Here is a 17002-nt window from a genome sequence, read left to right as displayed (position 1 = left end):
GCTGCGTCCCGCAGAACGCCACGGCCAGCGCCACGGGCGTCATGACCGACCCGGCGCGGAGCGCCCCCGCCGCGGCGGCGGGGCCGAGGACGCGGGCGCCGGCGCGGGCGAGCAGGGGGCCGAGGAACGCCGTCGCGACGATCAGCGCGAGGACCAGCCCGCCGACGGACGCGGCCGCCGTCGGCCCGGTCGCGGTGAACGAGAACCCGAGGGCGTTCACGCCGACGAGGAGGAACACCGCGCCCGCGACGACGCGCCAGCGCGGCAGCCCGGCCGGTTCGGCGTCGGCGGCGCCCAGCGCCCGCACCGGGTGGATCCGGGTCGCCCGCAGGGACGCCAGGAACGCGGTGACCGTCCCGGCGAGCATCGCCACCGCGAACGCCGCCAGCGCCGGCAGCGGGCTCAGCGCCGTCCCGAGCCCCTCCGGCACGACGCCTTCGGCGCGCATGGCGGCGAGGATCCCGGAGCCGAGCCCGAGCGACAGCACCCCGCCGATCAGCGCGGCCGGGACCCCGGCCCGCGCCGTCTCGCGCAGCAGGTCCGCGCGGACCTGCCCGGGCGTCGCGCCGACCGCGCGCAGCAGCGCGAGCTCGCGGGTCCGCTCCCGCACCGACAGCACGATCAGCCCGCCGACGACCACCAGCGCCGTCATGACCGCGACGCCGCCGACCGACAGGCCGAGCTCCAGCAGATCGGGCCGGGCGGCCGCCACCGACGGGTCCTCGGCGTCGCCGCGCGCGTCCCCCGTGGCGACGTCCAGGCCGGGGACGGCCGCGCGGAGCGCGTCCACGTCGAGGCCGCCGCCGGCGAGCACCGCGAGGGCGTCCGCCTTGCCGGGGTGCCCGTAGAGGGCGGTGGCCGTCGCGGGCGCGAAGTAGGCCGCGCCGGTGCCGGGCGGCGCGAGGCCCACCACCCGATACGGGCGGGGCGCCGCGTCGATCTGCAGCCGCACGGTCTCGCCGATCTCCGCCCCGGCGTCGCGGCCGAGCACGACCTCGTCCGCCGCGCGCGGCGCCCGTCCCGTCCGCGGCCCGGCGGCGCCGAGCACCGCCGACTCCCAGCCGTGCCCGGTGAGCGCCCGGCCGTCCGCGAGGACCACCGGGAACGACACGTCGGCGACCACCTGCCGGACACCCGGGACCGCCCGCAGCCTCGCGGCGGCCGACAGCGGGACGCGGGCCCGCTCGGCCACCGGCCGGCGCTGCTCGGCGGGCGCCTCACCGAGCCGGTCCACCCGCGTCACGACCTCGCCCGGCCCGGTCACGACGGCCTCCGCGGCCGCGTACCGCTCCACCGGGGCGTGGGCGCGCAGCGCCGACTCGACCAGCACCCCGCAGGCGCCGACGAGGGCGGCGGCGAACAGCAGCGCCGCGAACACCCCGGCGAACGCCCCCTTGTTCGTGCCCGTGGCGTTCACAGCGACTCCCAGCGGGACATGACGGCGGCGACGGTCGGCGACGCCAGCTCGTCCACGATCCGGCCCCGGCTGAGGAACACGACCGAGTCGGCCCACGAGGCCGCCATCGGGTCGTGCGTGACGAGGACGATCGTCTGGCCGGTCGCGTCGGCCGCCTCGCGCAGCAGCCGCAGCACGTCGCGGGACGTCCGCGGGTCCAGCGCCGCCGTCGGCTCGTCGGCGAACACCACCTCCGGGCGGGTGATCAGCGCGCGGGCGATCGCGGCCCGCTGCTGCTGGCCGCCCGACAGCTCCGCGGGGCGGTGCCGCAGCCGGTCCGCGAGGCCCACCCGCCCGACGACCTCCGCCAGCCGCGCCGGGTCGGGCTCGGTCCCGCCGAGCAGCAGCGGCAGCGCGATGTTCTGCTCGACGTCCATCGACGGGACCAGGTTGAACGACTGGAACACGAACCCGATGCGCTCCCGCCGCATCCGCGTCCGCTTCGCCTCCCCGAGCCCGCCGAGGTCGACGCCGCCGACCCGGACGGTTCCGGAGGTGGGGCGGTCGAGGCCGGACGCGCAGTGCAGGAACGTGCTCTTGCCCGACCCGGACGGCCCCATCACCGCCGTGAAGCCGCCGCGCGCGAACGTCCAGGTCACGTCGTCCAGTGCCCGGACGTCGCCATAGGTCTTGCGGACCGACTCCAGGCTCACCGCCACAGCCGTGGACCCGGTGGCGGACCCTGCCGCCGTCCCGGCCGTCATCGCCGTCATGGTCCCCCTCCGCGGAAAGCTCTGTCTCACCTGGTCGAAGCTAGGTTCCGGCGGAGGCCCGCCACATCGGCGCGCGCTACACATTCGACGGTGTAGCCCGCTACACCATGGGACGGGGGCGTGCCCCGGTGCGGCGCGCCGCGCGGTCGCTTACCGTGTGGTCCGAGGTGACATGAACAGGCTACTGAGAAGCGGCGCCGACGGTACCGCGCGGCTCGTCGCCGGCATGCGGACGGCGGTGCCGGCGCTGTGCGCGCTGCCGCCGGCGGTGTTCGTCCTGGTGCTGCTGCCGGTCCTGCTGCCGTGGCTGCCGGACGCCGTCCGGCCGCTGCGCGCGCTCGCCAACGCCGAGCGGCGCCGGGCCGGGGCGCTGCTGGGGATCGAGATCCCCGAGCCGTACCGGCCGCTGCGGGGCACGTCCGCCGAACGGGGGCTCGCCCTGCTGCGCTCCCCGGACACCTGGCGGGACGTCGCCTGGACGGCGGCGCACGGGTTCACCGGCCTGGTCGCGGGCGTCGCCGCGATCGGGCTGTGGCCCGCGATCCCGTTCTCGCTCTCGCTGCCGCTGTGGTGGTGGGCCGCGCCGGAGGGCTCCCAGTCGGCGTTCGTCACGCTCGACTCGTGGCCGAAGGCGCTCACGCTGCCGTTCGTGCAGGCCGCCGTCTACGTGTTCCTGCTGCTGTGGCTCGTCCCCCGGGCGGCGGTCTGGCAGGCGCGGCTCGCCGAGACGCTGCTGCGGCCCACCCGCCGCACGTCCCTCAGCGAGCGGGTCGAGGAGCTGACCGAGACGCGGGCCGGCGCGCTGGAGGCCCACGGCGCCGAGCTGCGCCGGATCGAGCGGGACCTGCACGACGGGACGCAGGCGCAGCTCGTCGCCGCCGCGCTGCGCCTCGGCCTCGCCGACCGCCGCTTCGAGGCCGATCCGGACGCCGCCCGCGCCCTGTTCCTGGAGGCCCGGGAGGGCGTCGAGGACGCCCTCACCCAGCTCCGCTCGGTGGTCCGCGGCATCTACCCGCCCATCCTGTCGGACCGGGGCCTCGGCGGGGCGCTGCGGGCGCTCGCCGGCGGGCATCCGATCCCGATCGAGCTGGACGTCTCGGACGCGGACGTCCGCGCCCCCGCGGCCGTCGAGGCCGCCGCCTACTTCGTCGTCGCCGAGGCCCTCACCAACGTCGCCAAGCACAGCGGCGCGCGGCGCGCCGCCGTCACCGTCCGCCGGGACGGTGACCGGCTCTCGATCGTCGTGCGGGATGATGGGAAGGGCGGCGCCGACCCCTCGCGCGGCACCGGCCTGGCGGGCATCCGGCGCCGGGTCGCCGCGCTCGACGGCGCCGTCCGCGTGCACAGCCCCGACGGAGAAGGGACGACCCTCGACGTGGACCTGCCGTGCGGATCGTGATCGCGGAGGACAACGTCCTGCTGCGGGAGGGCCTGGTCCTGCTGCTGACCTCCGACGGCCACGAGGTCGTCGCCGTCGCCGACAACGGCCCCGACGTGCTGCCCGCCCTGCTCGAGCACCGGCCCGACGCGGCCGTCCTGGACGTCCGGCTGCCGCCGGGCTTCAAGGACGAGGGGCTGCGGGCGGCCGTCGAGGCCCGCCGGAAGCTGCCCGGCCTGCCGCTGCTCGTCCTGTCGCAGTACGTCGAGGAGACCTACGCGGCCGAGCTGCTCGCCGGGGGCGCCGAGGGCGTCGGCTACCTGCTCAAGGACCGGGTGAGCCGCGTCGACGAGTTCCTGGACGCGCTGTCGCGCGTCGCCGCGGGCGGCACGGCCCTCGACCCCGAGGTCGTCTCCCAGCTCATGACCGCCCGGCAGGACCCGCTGTCGGCGCTCACCCCCCGCGAGCGCGAGGTCCTGGGGCTGATGGCGCAGGGCCTCGACAACGCGACCATCGCGGCGAGCCTGGTGATCACCGAGCGGTCGGTCAGCAAGCACATCGGCTCCGTGTTCGCCAAGCTCGGCCTGCCGCCCACCGACAGCGGGCACCGCCGCGTCCTCGCCGTCCTCGCCTACCTGAACGCGTGAGCGGCGGGATCCGCGTGCGCCGCGCCGTCCGGGCGCTGCTGCTGGACGGCGACGCGCTCGTGCTGCTGCGCCGCACCCGCCCGGACCGTCCCGTCTACTGGACGACCCCCGGCGGGAAGATCGAGCCGGGCGACGCCGGCCGCGAGGCCGCGCTCCGCCGCGAACTCGACGAGGAGCTCGGCGCGGTCGCCGGGCCGCTCCGCGAGGTGTTCGGCTGCACCGAATCGGAACCCGGGCTGCGCCGCGTGCAGACCTTCTACGTGTGCCGCCTGCGCACGATGGACCTGTCGCGCCGTCACGGCCCCGAGTTCGACGACCCGTCGAACGGGCGCTACGACGTCGACCGAGTCCCGTGCACGGCCGCCGCGCTCGCGTCCATCGCGCTCATCCCCGAGCCCCTGGCCGCCTACCTCGCCGAGCACGCGGAGGACCTCCCGGCGCTCGCTCCCTGACCGCCATCTCGGGCCTTGTCACAGGCACCGGCATATGTCACGTTTGCCTGGCCTAAGTGATCAAGGAGCCCCCGATGTCACGTACAGGTCCCCGCGCCGCGGCCGCCGCCCTGCCCGCCGCCGCCCTGCCCGCCGCCGCCCTGCTCGCGGCCACCCTGCTCGCGGCCACCCTGCTCGCGCCCCTCCCCGCGTCCGCCGGCGCCCGCGACGGGATGTCGGCCACCATCCGCTACACCGAGTACGGCATCCCGCACGTCGTCGCCGACGACTACGCGGGCCTCGGCTACGGGACCGGCTACGCCGCTGCGAAGGACAACCTCTGCCTGCTCGCCCAGGGCGTCGTCACCCTGAGCGGCGAGCGTTCCAAGTACTTCGGCCCCGGCGCGGCGCCCGACGGCTCACTGTCGTCGGCGTCCACGAACCTCGCCAGCGACGTCTTCTTCACCGGCGTCAACCGCAGCGGCGTCGTCGAGAGGCTCGCCGCGCGGCCCGCACCGCACGGGCCGTCCGAGGAGATCCGCGCCCTCAGCCGGGGCTGGGCCGCCGGGTACAACCGCCGCCTGCGCGAAGGAAAGATCACCGATCCGGCCTGCAAGGGCGCCGCCTGGCTGCGGCCGATCACGGAGAAGGACGTCTACCGGCGCGCCTACGCCCTCGCGATGCTCGGCGGCTCCGGCATGGTCACCGACGGGATCGTGAACGCCGCGCCGCCCGGCCGCGACGCCCCGAAGGCGGCGACGCCGGCCCGCCCGGAGGTCGAGGCGGCCGTCCGGAACCTCATGGCCGGAACCGGGATGGGCAGCAACGCCGTCGCCGCGGGCTCCGGCGCCACCGCCACCGGGCGCGGCCTGCTGCTCGGCAACCCCCACTACCCGTGGCAGGGCGGGCGCCGCTTCTGGCAGGTGCAGCAGACCATCCCCGGCGAGCTGAACGTCAGCGGCGCCGGCCTCCTCGGCTCCACCACGGTGAACATCGGGCACAACGCCGCCTTCGCATGGAGCCACACCGTCGCGACCGGCGTCCCGTTCACGCTCACCGAACTCCGGCTCGTCCCCGGCGACCCCACCTCGTACTTCGTCGACGGCCGGATCGAGAAGATGACGAAGCGCCGCGTGACCGTCCAGGTGAAGCAGCCGGACGGTGCGGTGAAGCCGGTCACCCGCACGCAGTGGAGCACCCGCTACGGCCCGGTCGTCACGTCCGTGTTGTCCCTCGACCTGCCCTGGACCGGCTGGAACGCCTACGCGATCACCGACCCCAACGCGCGGAACCTGCGGCTGCTGAACACCTCGCTCGCCCTCGGGAAGGCCCGCACGACCGGCGAGGCGGTCACGGCGCTCAAGAGCACCCAGGGGCTCCCGTGGGTGAACACCATCGCCGCCGACTCCCGCGGCGAGGCCCTCTACGCGCAGATCCAGGTGCTGCCCAACGTCACCGACGACTTCGCGGACCGGTGCAACACCGTTCTCGGTCGCCTCATGTACCGGATGGGCGGAGTCGCGGTCCTGGACGGGACCCGGTCCGGCTGCGCGCCCGGCGCGGCCCCCGGAACCCTGCAGCCCGGCATCCTGAACCCCGATCGGTACCCCGTCCTCACCCGTTCCGACTACGTCACGAACTCCAACGACAGCCACTGGCTGTCGAACCCGGAGAAGCCCCTCACCGGCTATCCGCGGATCGTCGGCGACGAGGAGAGCGAACGCAGCCTCCGCACCCGCAGCGGCCTCGTCGCCGTCCGGGACCGGCTCGACGAGGGCAGGTTCGCGCGCGCCGACATGCAGGACCTCGTCTTCGCGAACCGTGTCCACGCGGGCGAGCTGGCCGTCGGCGGCACCGTGGAGATGTGCCGCGACATGCGTCTCGGCGAACCCTGCGACGTCCTCGCGGAATGGGACGTGAAGGCCGACGTGGACAGCCGCGGCGCCCTCCTCTTCGACCGCTACTGGCGCAAGGCCGCCGCCGCGTGGGACCTGTGGAAGACCCCGTTCGACGTCTCCGACCCGGTCCGCACCCCCCGCGGTTTCAACACCGGCTCGTGGGCGGCCCGCAAGGCGCTGGTCGACGCGGTGCGCGAGCTCAGGTCGTCCGGCATCCCGCTGGACGCGCCGCTCGGCGACCACCAGCACGTCACCCGCAACGGCGAACGCGTCCCCATCGGCGGCGGCACCGAGGCGCTCGGGCTCCTGAACAAGATCGAGGCGGTCTGGACGCCGGGCGAGGGCTACACCGAGGTCCGGCACGGCTCGAGCTACGTGCAGGTCGTCTCGTTCGACGGCGACCGCTGCCCCGACACCCGCACGCTCCTCACCTACTCGCAGTCGGCCGACCCCACGTCCCCCCACTACGCCGACCAGACGAAGCTGTTCTCCGAGAAGAAGTGGGTGACCGGACGCTTCTGCGCCGGTGAGATCGAGTCCGCCCCGAACCTGCGGACGATCGAACTCGACTGACCGCCCCGGCCCCGCCGGCGACGGCCGGCGGGGCCGCACCGCGTCCGGGGGCGGAGGACGGCCGCGTCCGCGAGTGGCGGCCCGTCAGCGCGGGATGGGACGGTAACGGAACCGGTCGCCGTCCGTCGCGACACGTCCCCATCCGAAGTGCGCCGGCATGAGGACGGCGTCGTGCTCGGCGACCCAGCCGAGGACTTCGCGCCGCACCCGGGCCGACGCCGCGGGGTCCACGCAGAACCGCGAGCAGACCGCCGGGCCGGCGAACTGGCGCGGGTGATGGATCAGGTCGCCCGACAGGACGGCGGTGTCCCGCGTCCCGCGCACGACCACGATCGACGACCCGGGGGTGTGCCCGGGGACGGCCCGCACCTCGACGCGCCCGCCGAGCCGGTGCCCGTCGTCCACCGCGTCCAGCCGTCCGTGGGGGATCAGGGGCGCGACACTGTCCGCGTACGAGCCGTACAGGAACCCGGGATCGCGGGCGGTTCCCTCGGCCGCCCAGCGCAGGTCGGGGGCGAGCGCCAGGTGGCGCGCCCGGGGGAAGACGGGCGCCCACGCCTCGCCGTCCCACCGGGTGCACCAGCCGACGTGATCGGCGTGCAGGTGGGTGAGGTGCACGGCGCCGACGTCCGCGGGGGAGAGCCCGGCCCGCGCGAGCGCCCGGGGCAGCGCGTCCGTGGACCGCCGGTTCCAGCCGGGCCGCGCCCGGGCCTTGCCGTCGCCCACGCCCGCGTCGACGAGCACGTTCTCGACGCCGTCCGCGATCAGGTAGCCGCCGAAGGCCAGGTCGAGGTCGGTGCCCGCGCCGTCCCGGTCGCCGGGCAGCAGGTCGGCGGCGGCGAACGACATGCTGGCGATGTCCTCCAGCCATGTCACCGTGACACCGCCGAGGTCCAGGGTCGGCGGCGCGGCCGTCTCCATGCGCCCGGCTCCTTCGCTCGCGATCGTGCGTCCGCGGACGCGGGTCACCGGAACCCTAGGCAGAACGGTTGCCCGCCGCTAATAGCGCTTCTCCCGCCACCTATGCACGGACGGATATAGCGGGCCTCTCTCTGCGTTCTGCGGAGACGGCGCGCGCCCGCGGTCAGGAGAAGATCGCGTGCACCTGGTCGACGGCCTCCGGGCCGTAGCCGACGGTGCCCACGGGAACGGCGCCGTCGATCGCCTCGATCACCCGGCCCGCCCAGACGGGGCCGAATCCGCCGCACAGCTCGATAAGCTGGACGCCCTCGTCGACCAGCCGCTCGGCGACGCCGACGACCTCGTCCGGTCCGTCGATCCCGACGAGGATCGTCCGGCACGCGCCGGTGTCCACGACGGTGAAGTCGCCGCCCGGGGCGCTGCCGGTCGCCGTGTAGACGAAGCCCCAGTGCGTGAGGGCCATGTGATCCTCCCCGTGATCGGTGCCGGCCTCCATTCGATCATGAAGCGCGGCGGGCCGTCCGGCCCCGGGACGGGGACATCGGTCACATAGCCGGGCGGTGATAGCGGGGGAGACGAACGGTATTTGATCGGCGTCCCCGGCGCGCGGCAGGGTGGGGGCGTGGACGATCTCAACGACTGGCCGGACCGGGAACTGGACGACGAGGCGCTCGACGTCGCCTACAACGTGCGGCGGAAGGCGGGGCCGGAGCTGTTCGAGCGGCACATGGCCCGTTACCTCGCGATGTCGGACGACGCGGTGGCGGGGCTGCCGGGGCGCCGGGGGATCGTCTACGACGAGGCGAGCGGCGAGCGGCTGGACGTGTGGGGCGTCGAGAACGGGACGCCGCGTCCGGTGTTCGTGTTCCTGCACGGCGGCTACTGGATGGCGCTGTCGCGGCGCGAGTCGTCGTTCATGGCGCGGATGCTGCACGAGAACGGCGTCGCGACGGTGGTGCCCGACTACACGCTGGCGCCCGCGGCCACCCTCGAGGAGATCGTCCGGCAGGTGCGGGAGTCCGTCGCGTGGGTGTACCGGCACGGGCGCGAGCACGGGCTCGACCCCGGGCGGATCGTGGTCGGCGGCAGTTCGGCCGGCGGCCACCTGACGGGGATGACGATGGTGGACGGGTGGCAGGGGGAGTTCGGCCTGCCGGGGAACGTCGTGAAGGCGGCGATGCCGTTCAGCGGGCTGTTCGACATCCGCCCGATCACCCGCGTCTACGTGAACGAGTTCGTGAAACTGGACGTGCCGCGGGCGGCGGCGCTCAGCCCCGGGCTGCTGCCGCGGGGCGGGTGCCCCGCGGTGGTCGCGGCGGCCGAGCACGACGGCGACGGGTTCCTGCGGCAGACGCGCCGGTTCGCGCGGCACTGGGGCGTCGAGCCGCTGATCGTCCCGGGCCGCGACCACTTCGACGTCGTGCTCGATCTGGGCGACGCGGGCACCGAGGCGAGCCGCCGGCTGCTGGGCCTGTTCGCGGCCGTCAGCGGGTGATCGCGGCGGCCTCGCGGCGCAGGTGGTCGAGCATCAGCCGGGCCGACGGGGTCGGGGCGCGGTGCGCGGGGAGGGTCACGCCGACCTGGCGGCGCACGGTCTCCAGCGGGACGGGCAGCGGTGCGAGATCGGCGTCGGTGCGGGCCACGAGCTCGGGCAGTGCCGCGATCATGTCGGTGTCGCGGACGAGCGTGCGCACGGTGAGCACCGAGGTGCATTCGACGAGGTTCGCGGGGGGTTCGAGCCCCTCGGCGCGGAAGACCTGCTCGAGCTCGCGGCGGAGGGCGGTCTGCTCGAGAGGGAGCACCCACGGATAGCCGAGCAGGTCCGCGAGGGACAGGCCGGGACGCTCGCGGGCCGGGTGGTCGCGCCGTGCGACGAGCCGGACGGGTTCGCCGTACAGGGTGATCTGGCGGAGGGCCGGTTGCTCCCCGATGGGGTTGAGGCGGCCGAGGATCAGGTCGATCTCGCCGTCGAGCAGGCGCGGGACCTGCGCGTCGAACGTGGCCTCCTGGACGATCACGGTGATGCCGGGGCGGGCCGCCTTGAGCGCGGCGATCGCGCGGGGCAGCAGGACGTTCGAGCCCGCCAGGAGCGTGCCGATCGTGACGGTGCCGACCTCTCCGTCGGCGAGGCCGCTGATCCGCTCCCCGGCGCGGCGCAGTTCGGCGAGGACGGCGCGGGCGTGCTCGATGAACGCGTCCCCGAACAGGGTGGGCGTGACGCCGCGCGGGCCGCGGGTGAACAGGTCGACGCCGAGGATGTTCTCGACCTCGCGCAGGCTCCGGGTCACCGCGGGCTGCGCGAGGCGCAGGTGCTCGGCGGCGCGCAGGACGCTGCCGTGCTCGGCGATGGCGACGACGAGCACCAGGTGCCGCAGCTTGAGACGTCCGTTGAGCAGGTCGATGGCGCGCATGCCCACTTAGTATCACAACTCCGGTATGCCTTCGCGGACGATTGGTATTTGCACGGCATAGCTGAGTGGGCGCAGGATCGGGGTGTCCGGGTGATCGCATGGGAGGAAGCGGATGAAGGCTGAGCACTATGTCGGCGGGGTGTTCCGTTCGGACGGCCCGGCCTTCCCCCTGATCGCCCCCGCGGACGGGTCCGAGCTGGGCTCGGTGCCCGAGGCGCCGCGCGAGGTCGTGGACGACGCCGTCGCCGCCGCCCGCGAGGCGCTGCGGGGCGCCTGGGGGACGGCTTCCGCCGAGGAGCGCGCGGCGGCCCTGCGGCGGATCGCCGACGGGATCGGGGCGCGGTTCGACGAGTTCGTCGACGCGGAGGTCGCCGACACCGGCAAGCCACGCGAACTGGCCGCGACCGTGGACATCCCGAGGGCGGTCGGCAACTTCCGCGCGTACGCGGACCTGCTGTACGGGCGCCCAGAGCGGGCGTACACGACGCAGATCCCCGGGTGGAGCACCGGGACGGGCCGGGCGCTCAACTACACGGTCCGGCGCCCGCTCGGCGTCGTGGCGATCATCTCCCCGTGGAACCTGCCGCTCCTCCTGCTGACGTGGAAGGTCGCCCCCGCGCTCGCGGCCGGGAACGCCGTCGTGGCCAAGCCGTCCGAGGAGACGCCGTCCACCGCGACGCTGCTCGCCCGGGTGATCGACGACGCCGGGCTGCCGGCGGGCGCGTTCAACCTGGTGCACGGGCACGGCACGGACGCGGCGGGCGCGTTCCTGACCGGCCATCCGGACGTGGACGCCATCGCGTTCACCGGCGAGTCCGCGACGGGCTCGGCGATCATGCGCAACGCGGCCGACCACGTGACGCCCGTGTCGTTCGAGCTGGGCGGCAAGAACCCCGCGCTCGTCTTCGCCGACGCCGACCTCGACGCCGCCGTGGACGGCACCGTCCGCTCGTCCTTCACGCACTCCGGGCAGATCTGCCTGTGCACCGAGCGGGTCTACGTGGAGCGGCCGATCTTCGACGAGTTCGTGGAGCGGCTCGGGGAACGGGCGCGGGCCCTCGACGGGTACGGGCCGATGATCTCCGCCGAGCACCGCGACAAGGTGCTGGGCCACTACCGGCTGGCGCGCGACGAGGGCGCGACGGTGGTCGCCGGGGGAGGGGCGTCGACGTTCGGGGACGCGCGCGACGGCGGCTTCTACGTCGAGCCGACCGTGCTCACCGGCCTGCCCGAGACCGCCCGGGCCGTCCGGGAGGAGATCTTCGGGCCCGTCTGCCACGTCGCGCCGTTCGACACCGAGGACGAGGCGGTGCGGCTCGCCAACGACAGCCCGTACGGCCTGGCCTCGACGGTCTGGACGCGCGACCTGTCGCGGGCGCACCGGGTGGCGCCGCGCATCGAGACGGGCATCGTCTGGGTGAACTGCTGGAACCTGCGCGACCTCCGCACGCCGTTCGGCGGCGTGAAGGCGTCCGGGATCGGGCGCGAGGGGGGAGAGTACTCCCTGGACTTCTTCTCCGAGCCCGTCAACGTGTGCATCCAGATCTGAGAGCGAGACCAGTGACACAGAACATCGACGCCGCCGCCGAGCGGCTCGCGGGGGCCCGCGCGACAGGGACGCCGTGCGCGCCCGTCCGCGACCTCATCGGGACGGTCGACGAGGCCTACGCCGTGCAGGAACGCCTCACCGAGCGGCGCCTCGCCGGCGGGCACCGCCTCGTCGGCCGCAAGATCGGCCTGACGTCGCGCGCCGTGCAGGAGCAGTTCGGCGTCGGCACGCCCGACTTCGGGATGCTGTTCGCCGACATGGCCGTCCCGGACGGCGAGGAGATCCCGGCGGGGGCGGTGCTCCAGCCGCGCGCGGAGGCCGAGGTCGCGCTCGTCCTGGCGGACGACCTGACGCACGAGCGGCACACGGTCGCCGACGTGATCCGCGCGACCGCGTTCGCGCTGCCCGCGATCGAGGTCGTGGGCAGCCGCGTCCGCGACTGGGACATCACGCTGCCCGACACGATCGCCGACAACGCCTCGGCTGGCATGTACGTGCTGGGCAACCGGCCGGTGCGGCTCGGCGACGTCGACCTGCGGCTGTGCGGGATGGTGCTGGAACGGCGGGGCGAGCAGCTCTCCACCGGGACGGGCGCGGCCTGCCTCGGGCATCCGCTGAACGCCGCGCTGTGGCTCGCCGACACGATGGTCCGCGTCGGCCGCCCGCTGCGGGCGGGCGACACCGTGCTGACGGGCGCGCTCGGGCCGGTGGTCCCCGCCGCGCCCGGCGACGTGTTCGAGGCCCGCGTGGACGGGCTCGGCGACGTCCGCGTCGCCTTCGGGCCCGCCGCCGGGGACGACACCGCGAAGGAGGACGGCCGATGAGCGCCGACGTGCACGGGCTCGCGACGACGCTGGAGGGGGCCGTCCGGGACCGCCGGGCGATCCCGAAGCTCACCGACGGCGCCGACCTGGACGTGGCGTCCGCGTACGCCGTGCAGCGCGAGGTGATCGAGCGGCGCACCCGGCGCGGGGAGCGGCTCGCGGGCGTGAAGATGGGCTTCACCAGCCGCGCGAAGATGGTCCAGATGGGCGTGGACGACGTCATCTGGGGGCTGCTGACCGACGCGATGCACGCCGAGTCGTCCGTGGACGTCTCGGAGCTGATCCACCCGCGCGTCGAACCGGAGATCGTGTACCTGATCGGGCGCGAGGTGCGCTCGGTCGCCGAGGCCGAGTCGTGCGTCGCGGGCGTCGCCGTCGGATACGAGGTGCTCGACTCCCGCTACGAGGACTTCAAGTTCACGCTTCCGGACGTCATCGCGGACAACGCGTCCGCGGCCCGGTTCGGGTTCGGGGGCTGGCACGCGCCCCGGGACCTGTCGAACGCCGGGCTGCTCATGGAGATCGACGGGCGCCCCGTGCAGACCGGTTCGTCCGCCGCGATCCTCGGCGACCCCGCCCGGTCGCTGCGGGCCGCGGCGCGGCTCGCGCTCAGCGCGGGCATGCGGCTCGAACCCGGGTGGGTCGTGCTCGCGGGCGCAGCGACGGCCGCGGTCCCGCTGCCCGCGGGCGCGCACGTCCGCATCACCGGGGCCGGGCTCGGAAGCGTGGAGGTGACGACCTGATGGCCGCGGCGAACGGCGACGCGATCATGGTCGAGGGCAAGGCGAAGCCGCGCGGCCGGTTCCCGCACGTCAAGCGGGCCGGCGACCTGGTGTTCGTGTCCGGGACGAGCTCGCGGCGACCCGACGGGACGTTCGCGGGCGCGTCCGCAGACCCGATGGGCGTCACCGACCTCGACATCCGCGCGCAGACCCGCGCCGTCATCGAGAACGTCCGGGACCTGCTGGAGGCCGCCGGGGGCGGGCTGGCCGACGTCGTCAACGTCACCACGTACCTGGTGAACATGAACGACTTCGGCGGCTACAACGAGGTCTACGGCGAGTACTTCGACGAGACCGGGCCCGCCCGCACCACCGTCGCCGTCCACCAGCTCCCGCACCCGCACCTGCTCATCGAGATCTCGTGCGTCGCGCACATCCCTGCGACCGGCGAGGAGGCCGGAACATGACCCTTCCGCAGCTGACCTTCGGGCACCCGTTCAACTTCGAGCGGTGGATCGACGAGCACCGCGACCTGCTCAAGCCGCCGGTCGGCAACGTGCAGGTGTTCGACGACGCGGGCCTGATCGTCATGGTCGTCGGCGGCCCCAACCAGCGGACCGACTTCCACGACGACCCCACCGAGGAGTTCTTCTACCAGCTCAAGGGCAACATGGTCCTGCGCGTGATGGAGGAGGAGGGACGCCCGCCCGTCGACGTGCAGATCAACGAGGGCGACGTGTTCCTGCTGCCGCCGCACGTCCGGCACTCCCCGCAGCGCCCCGAGCCCGGCTCGATCGGCCTCGTCGTGGAGATCCCCCGCCCGGAGGGGCGGCGGGAGGCGTTCGAGTGGTACTGCACCGAGTGCCACCGCCTCGTGCACCGCGTCGAGCTGCAGGTCCGCTCGATCGTCGACGACCTGCCGCCCGCGTTCGACCGTTTCCTCGGCGGCGACCGGACGTGCCCGCACTGCGGCGCCGTCCACCCGGGCAAGGTGTGGCCCGCGTCCATGATCCCGACCACGGCGCCCCGCGCCTGACGGCGCTCACCGCAGCGCCCACCCGACAGCTCCCGGAGGCTCCGTGACAGTCATCGACGTCCACGCGCACGTCTTCCCCCGCCTCGGCCGCGCGGACGGCCGCGTCCTCACCGACGAGGGCGAGCCGTGGCTGCGCGTCCACGGCGACGGCACCGGCATGATGATGAGCGGCCCCGCCGAGTACCGGCCCGTCGAGGAGGGCCTGTGGGACCCGGCGCGCCGGCTCGCCGACATGGACGCCGCCGGCGTCGACGTGCAGGCCGTGTCGTCCACCCCGCTGATGTTCGGGTACGGGGCCGACCCGGCCCGCGCCGCCGACTGGTGCGACCTCGTCAACGAGCGCATCCTGGAGTACTGCGCCGCCGACCCGGGGCGGCTGCTGCCGCTGTGCCAGGTCCCGCTGCAGCACGCGGGGCTGGCGTGCGAGGTCGCGACGCGCGCGGCCGCCGCGGGGCACCGCGGCGTCCACATCGGCAACCACGTCGGCGACCGCAACATGGACGACCCCGGCATCGTGGAGTTCCTCGCGCACTGCGCGGACCTCGGCCTGCCGGTCCTCGCCCACCCGTGGGACATGCTGGGCGCCGACCGGATGCGCGGCCACATGCTGCCGTGGCTGTCGGGCATGCCCGCCGAGACGCAGCTCAGCATCCTCGGGCTGATGCTGTCCGGCGCGTTCGAGCGGATCCCCGAGTCGCTGCGGCTGTGCTTCTGCCACGGCGGCGGCAGCTTCGCGTTCCTGCTGGGCCGCGCCGACAACGCGTGGCGGCGCCGCGACATCGTCCGCGCCGACTCGCCGCGCCCCCCGTCGGAGTACACCGACCGGTTCCACGTCGACTCCGCCGTGTTCGACCCCCGCGCGCTCCGGCTCCTCGTGGACGTCATGGGCGTCGACCGGGTCATGCTCGGCACCGACTACCCCTTCCCGCTCGGCGAGCAGGACCCCGGCGCGACGATCAGGGCCTGCCCCGGCCTCGACGACGCCGACCGCGCCCGGCTCCTCGGCGGCAACGCGGCGGACTTCTTCGCCCCCGCGCCCGCCGCCGCGGCGCCCGCCGCCGCGCCCGCCCTCGCCGAGGAGGGCGCCGCGTGAGCACCGCCGAGACCGAGGCCCGGCGCCTGGACGACACCGACCCGCTGCCCGCGCTCCGCGGCGAGTTCCTCGTGCCGCCCGCCCCCGGCGGCCGGTACGCGGAGGCGGCGTACTTCGCGGGCAACTCCCTCGGCCTCCAGCCGAAGGCCGTCGCGGGACGGCTCCGCGAGGAACTGGACGACTGGGCGCGGCTCGCCGTCGAGGGGCACACCCGGGCGCGCCGGCCCTGGGTCGACTACCACGAGCTGCTGCGCGAGCCCGCGGCCCGGCTCGTCGGCGCCCGCCCGCACGAGGTCGTCGCGATGAACTCGCTGACGGTGAACCTGCACCTGATGATGGCGAGCTTCTACCGGCCGTCCGGGCGCCGCACCCGCATCGTCATCGAGGACACCGCGTTCCCGTCCGACTCCTACGCCGTCGCGAGCCAGGCCGTCCACCACGGGCTCGACCCGGCGGGGACGGTCGTCCGGCTGAAGCCCCGCGACGGCGAGGAGCACCTGCGCACCGAGGACGTCCTCGCGTTCCTCGAACGCGAGGGGGACACGGTCGCGCTCGTCCTGCTCGGCGGCGTCAACTACCTCACCGGGCAGCTCATGGACATGCCCGCGATCACCAAGGCGGGCCGGGCGGCGGGCGCGGTCGTCGGCTGGGACCTCGCGCACGCCGCCGGGAACGTCCCGCTGCGGCTGCACGACTGGGACGTCGACTTCGCCGCCTGGTGCACCTACAAGTACCTGAACGCCGGCCCGGGGGCGGTCGCGGGCTGCTTCGTCCACGAACGGCACGTGCGGGACGCGTCGGTGCCGAAGCTGTCGGGATGGTGGGGCACCGAACCGTCCGTCCGGTTCCGGATGGACCCCGACATCGCCCCGCCCGCGTCCGCCGACGCGTGGCAGCTGTCGAACCCGCCGATCCTCGCGCTCGCGCCCGTCCTGGCGTCCCTGGAGATCTTCGACCGGGTCGGGATGGACGCGCTGCGCGCCAGGAGCGAACGGCTCACCGGCTACCTCGCGGCGCGCCTGGCGTCCGTCGGCGGGGTGCGGGTGATCACGCCGGCCGATCCGGCGGCGCGCGGGTGCCAGCTGTCGCTGCGGGTCGCGGACGCGGGCGGGCTCGTGCGGCGGCTCGCCGAGTCCCACGGCGTCGTCGCGGACGCGCGCGAACCGGACGTCGTCCGGCTCGCGCCCGTCCCGCTGTACTGCACCTTCCACGACTGCCACCGCGCGGCCGAGGCCTTCGCCGACCTCGCCTAGCGGGGCGCGGGCCCGCCGGTCGCGGCGGGTTCGGGCGCGGCCGCCGCCGCGGGCCCGCCGCGACCGTCCCGGCCGGCGGTCGCCAGGCGCCCGGCGG

Annotated in this window: 17 protein-coding genes; 12 read left to right on the top strand and 5 right to left on the bottom strand. The window is 74.9% G+C overall.

The window, feature by feature from the left end:
• Positions 1-1417 (bottom strand): ABC transporter permease (locus ACFQ11_RS33355; RefSeq protein WP_378306082.1); only part of this gene is annotated, 1417 nt, incomplete at its 3' end.
• Positions 1414-2169 (bottom strand): ABC transporter ATP-binding protein, encoded by a 756-nt coding sequence (locus ACFQ11_RS33350; protein WP_378306081.1) that lies wholly within the window; start codon positions 2167-2169, stop codon positions 1414-1416. The genes ACFQ11_RS33350 and ACFQ11_RS33355, both read right to left, overlap by 4 nt.
• Positions 2170-2341: 172 nt before the next feature.
• Between ACFQ11_RS33350 and ACFQ11_RS33345 the strand changes: the two genes are divergently transcribed.
• From ACFQ11_RS33345 to ACFQ11_RS33330, 4 genes are all read left to right on the top strand, one after another.
• Positions 2342-3568 (top strand): sensor histidine kinase, encoded by a 1227-nt coding sequence (locus ACFQ11_RS33345; protein WP_378306079.1) that lies wholly within the window; start codon positions 2342-2344, stop codon positions 3566-3568.
• The gene (locus ACFQ11_RS33340; RefSeq protein WP_378306077.1) at positions 3556-4194 is read left to right on the top strand and encodes a LuxR C-terminal-related transcriptional regulator; all 639 of its coding nucleotides are present in this window, start codon (positions 3556-3558) and stop codon (positions 4192-4194) included. The genes ACFQ11_RS33345 and ACFQ11_RS33340 overlap by 13 nt, the downstream gene beginning before the upstream one ends.
• Positions 4191-4646, top strand: coding sequence for an NUDIX domain-containing protein (locus tag ACFQ11_RS33335; RefSeq protein ID WP_378306075.1), 456 nt, complete (start codon positions 4191-4193; stop codon positions 4644-4646). Before ACFQ11_RS33340 ends, ACFQ11_RS33335 begins: the two co-directional genes overlap by 4 nt.
• A gap of 74 nt (positions 4647-4720) precedes the next feature.
• Complete coding sequence (locus tag ACFQ11_RS33330) at positions 4721-7096, top strand: penicillin acylase family protein (protein ID WP_378306073.1); 2376 nt, start codon at positions 4721-4723, stop codon at positions 7094-7096.
• An 84-nt stretch (positions 7097-7180) separates the two neighbouring features.
• Here ACFQ11_RS33330 and ACFQ11_RS33325 read toward each other — a convergent pair whose 3' ends face one another.
• A complete protein-coding gene (locus tag ACFQ11_RS33325; protein WP_378306071.1) occupies positions 7181-8017 on the bottom strand; it encodes an MBL fold metallo-hydrolase in 837 nt (278 codons plus the stop codon).
• Positions 8018-8180: 163 nt separating this feature from the next.
• Positions 8181-8480: a DUF6506 family protein gene (locus tag ACFQ11_RS33320; protein WP_378306069.1), complete on the bottom strand. Its 300-nt coding sequence runs from the start codon at positions 8478-8480 to the stop codon at positions 8181-8183.
• Positions 8481-8639: 159 nt separating this feature from the next.
• Here ACFQ11_RS33320 and ACFQ11_RS33315 point away from each other — a divergent pair, with 159 nt between their 5' ends.
• Entirely contained in the window at positions 8640-9512 is an 873-nt protein-coding gene (locus ACFQ11_RS33315) for an alpha/beta hydrolase (RefSeq protein WP_378306067.1), read from the top strand.
• On the opposite strand, the gene ACFQ11_RS33310 is transcribed toward ACFQ11_RS33315, so the two are convergent.
• Positions 9502-10428: a LysR family transcriptional regulator gene (locus tag ACFQ11_RS33310; RefSeq protein ID WP_378306065.1), complete on the bottom strand. Its 927-nt coding sequence runs from the start codon at positions 10426-10428 to the stop codon at positions 9502-9504. The two genes, ACFQ11_RS33315 and ACFQ11_RS33310, sit on opposite strands and share 11 nt — an antisense overlap.
• Positions 10429-10540: 112 nt before the next feature.
• Here ACFQ11_RS33310 and ACFQ11_RS33305 point away from each other — a divergent pair, with 112 nt between their 5' ends.
• The 7 genes from ACFQ11_RS33305 to kynU are packed head-to-tail and all read left to right on the top strand — an operon-like array spanning position 10541 to position 16905.
• On the top strand, positions 10541-11977 hold the full coding sequence (locus ACFQ11_RS33305; protein WP_378306063.1) for a 2-hydroxymuconic semialdehyde dehydrogenase: 1437 nt from the start codon (positions 10541-10543) through the stop codon (positions 11975-11977).
• A gap of 11 nt (positions 11978-11988) precedes the next feature.
• Positions 11989-12801, top strand: a complete 813-nt coding sequence (locus ACFQ11_RS33300) for a 2-keto-4-pentenoate hydratase (RefSeq protein ID WP_378306061.1) — start codon at positions 11989-11991, stop codon at positions 12799-12801.
• Entirely contained in the window at positions 12798-13544 is a 747-nt protein-coding gene (locus tag ACFQ11_RS33295; RefSeq protein ID WP_378306059.1) for a 2-keto-4-pentenoate hydratase, read from the top strand. The genes ACFQ11_RS33300 and ACFQ11_RS33295 overlap by 4 nt, the downstream gene beginning before the upstream one ends.
• Positions 13544-13990 carry a RidA family protein gene (locus ACFQ11_RS33290; protein WP_378306057.1) on the top strand — a complete coding sequence of 149 codons (447 nt, stop codon included), beginning with the start codon at positions 13544-13546 and terminating at the stop codon, positions 13988-13990. The genes ACFQ11_RS33295 and ACFQ11_RS33290 overlap by 1 nt, the downstream gene beginning before the upstream one ends.
• Complete coding sequence (locus ACFQ11_RS33285) at positions 13987-14559, top strand: 3-hydroxyanthranilate 3,4-dioxygenase (RefSeq protein WP_378306055.1); 573 nt, start codon at positions 13987-13989, stop codon at positions 14557-14559. The genes ACFQ11_RS33290 and ACFQ11_RS33285 overlap by 4 nt, the downstream gene beginning before the upstream one ends.
• Before the next feature lie 43 nt (positions 14560-14602).
• On the top strand, positions 14603-15652 hold the full coding sequence (locus tag ACFQ11_RS33280; RefSeq protein WP_378306053.1) for an amidohydrolase family protein: 1050 nt from the start codon (positions 14603-14605) through the stop codon (positions 15650-15652).
• Positions 15649-16905, top strand: a complete 1257-nt coding sequence (kynU, locus tag ACFQ11_RS33275) for a kynureninase (protein WP_378306051.1) — start codon at positions 15649-15651, stop codon at positions 16903-16905. Before ACFQ11_RS33280 ends, kynU begins: the two co-directional genes overlap by 4 nt.
• Positions 16906-17002 lie beyond the last annotated feature (97 nt).

It is taken from the genome of Actinomadura sediminis (assembly GCF_042675525.1).
Classification (GTDB): domain Bacteria; phylum Actinomycetota; class Actinomycetes; order Streptosporangiales; family Streptosporangiaceae; genus Spirillospora; species Spirillospora sediminis.
This window is presented reverse-complemented; position numbering and strand designations above follow the sequence as displayed.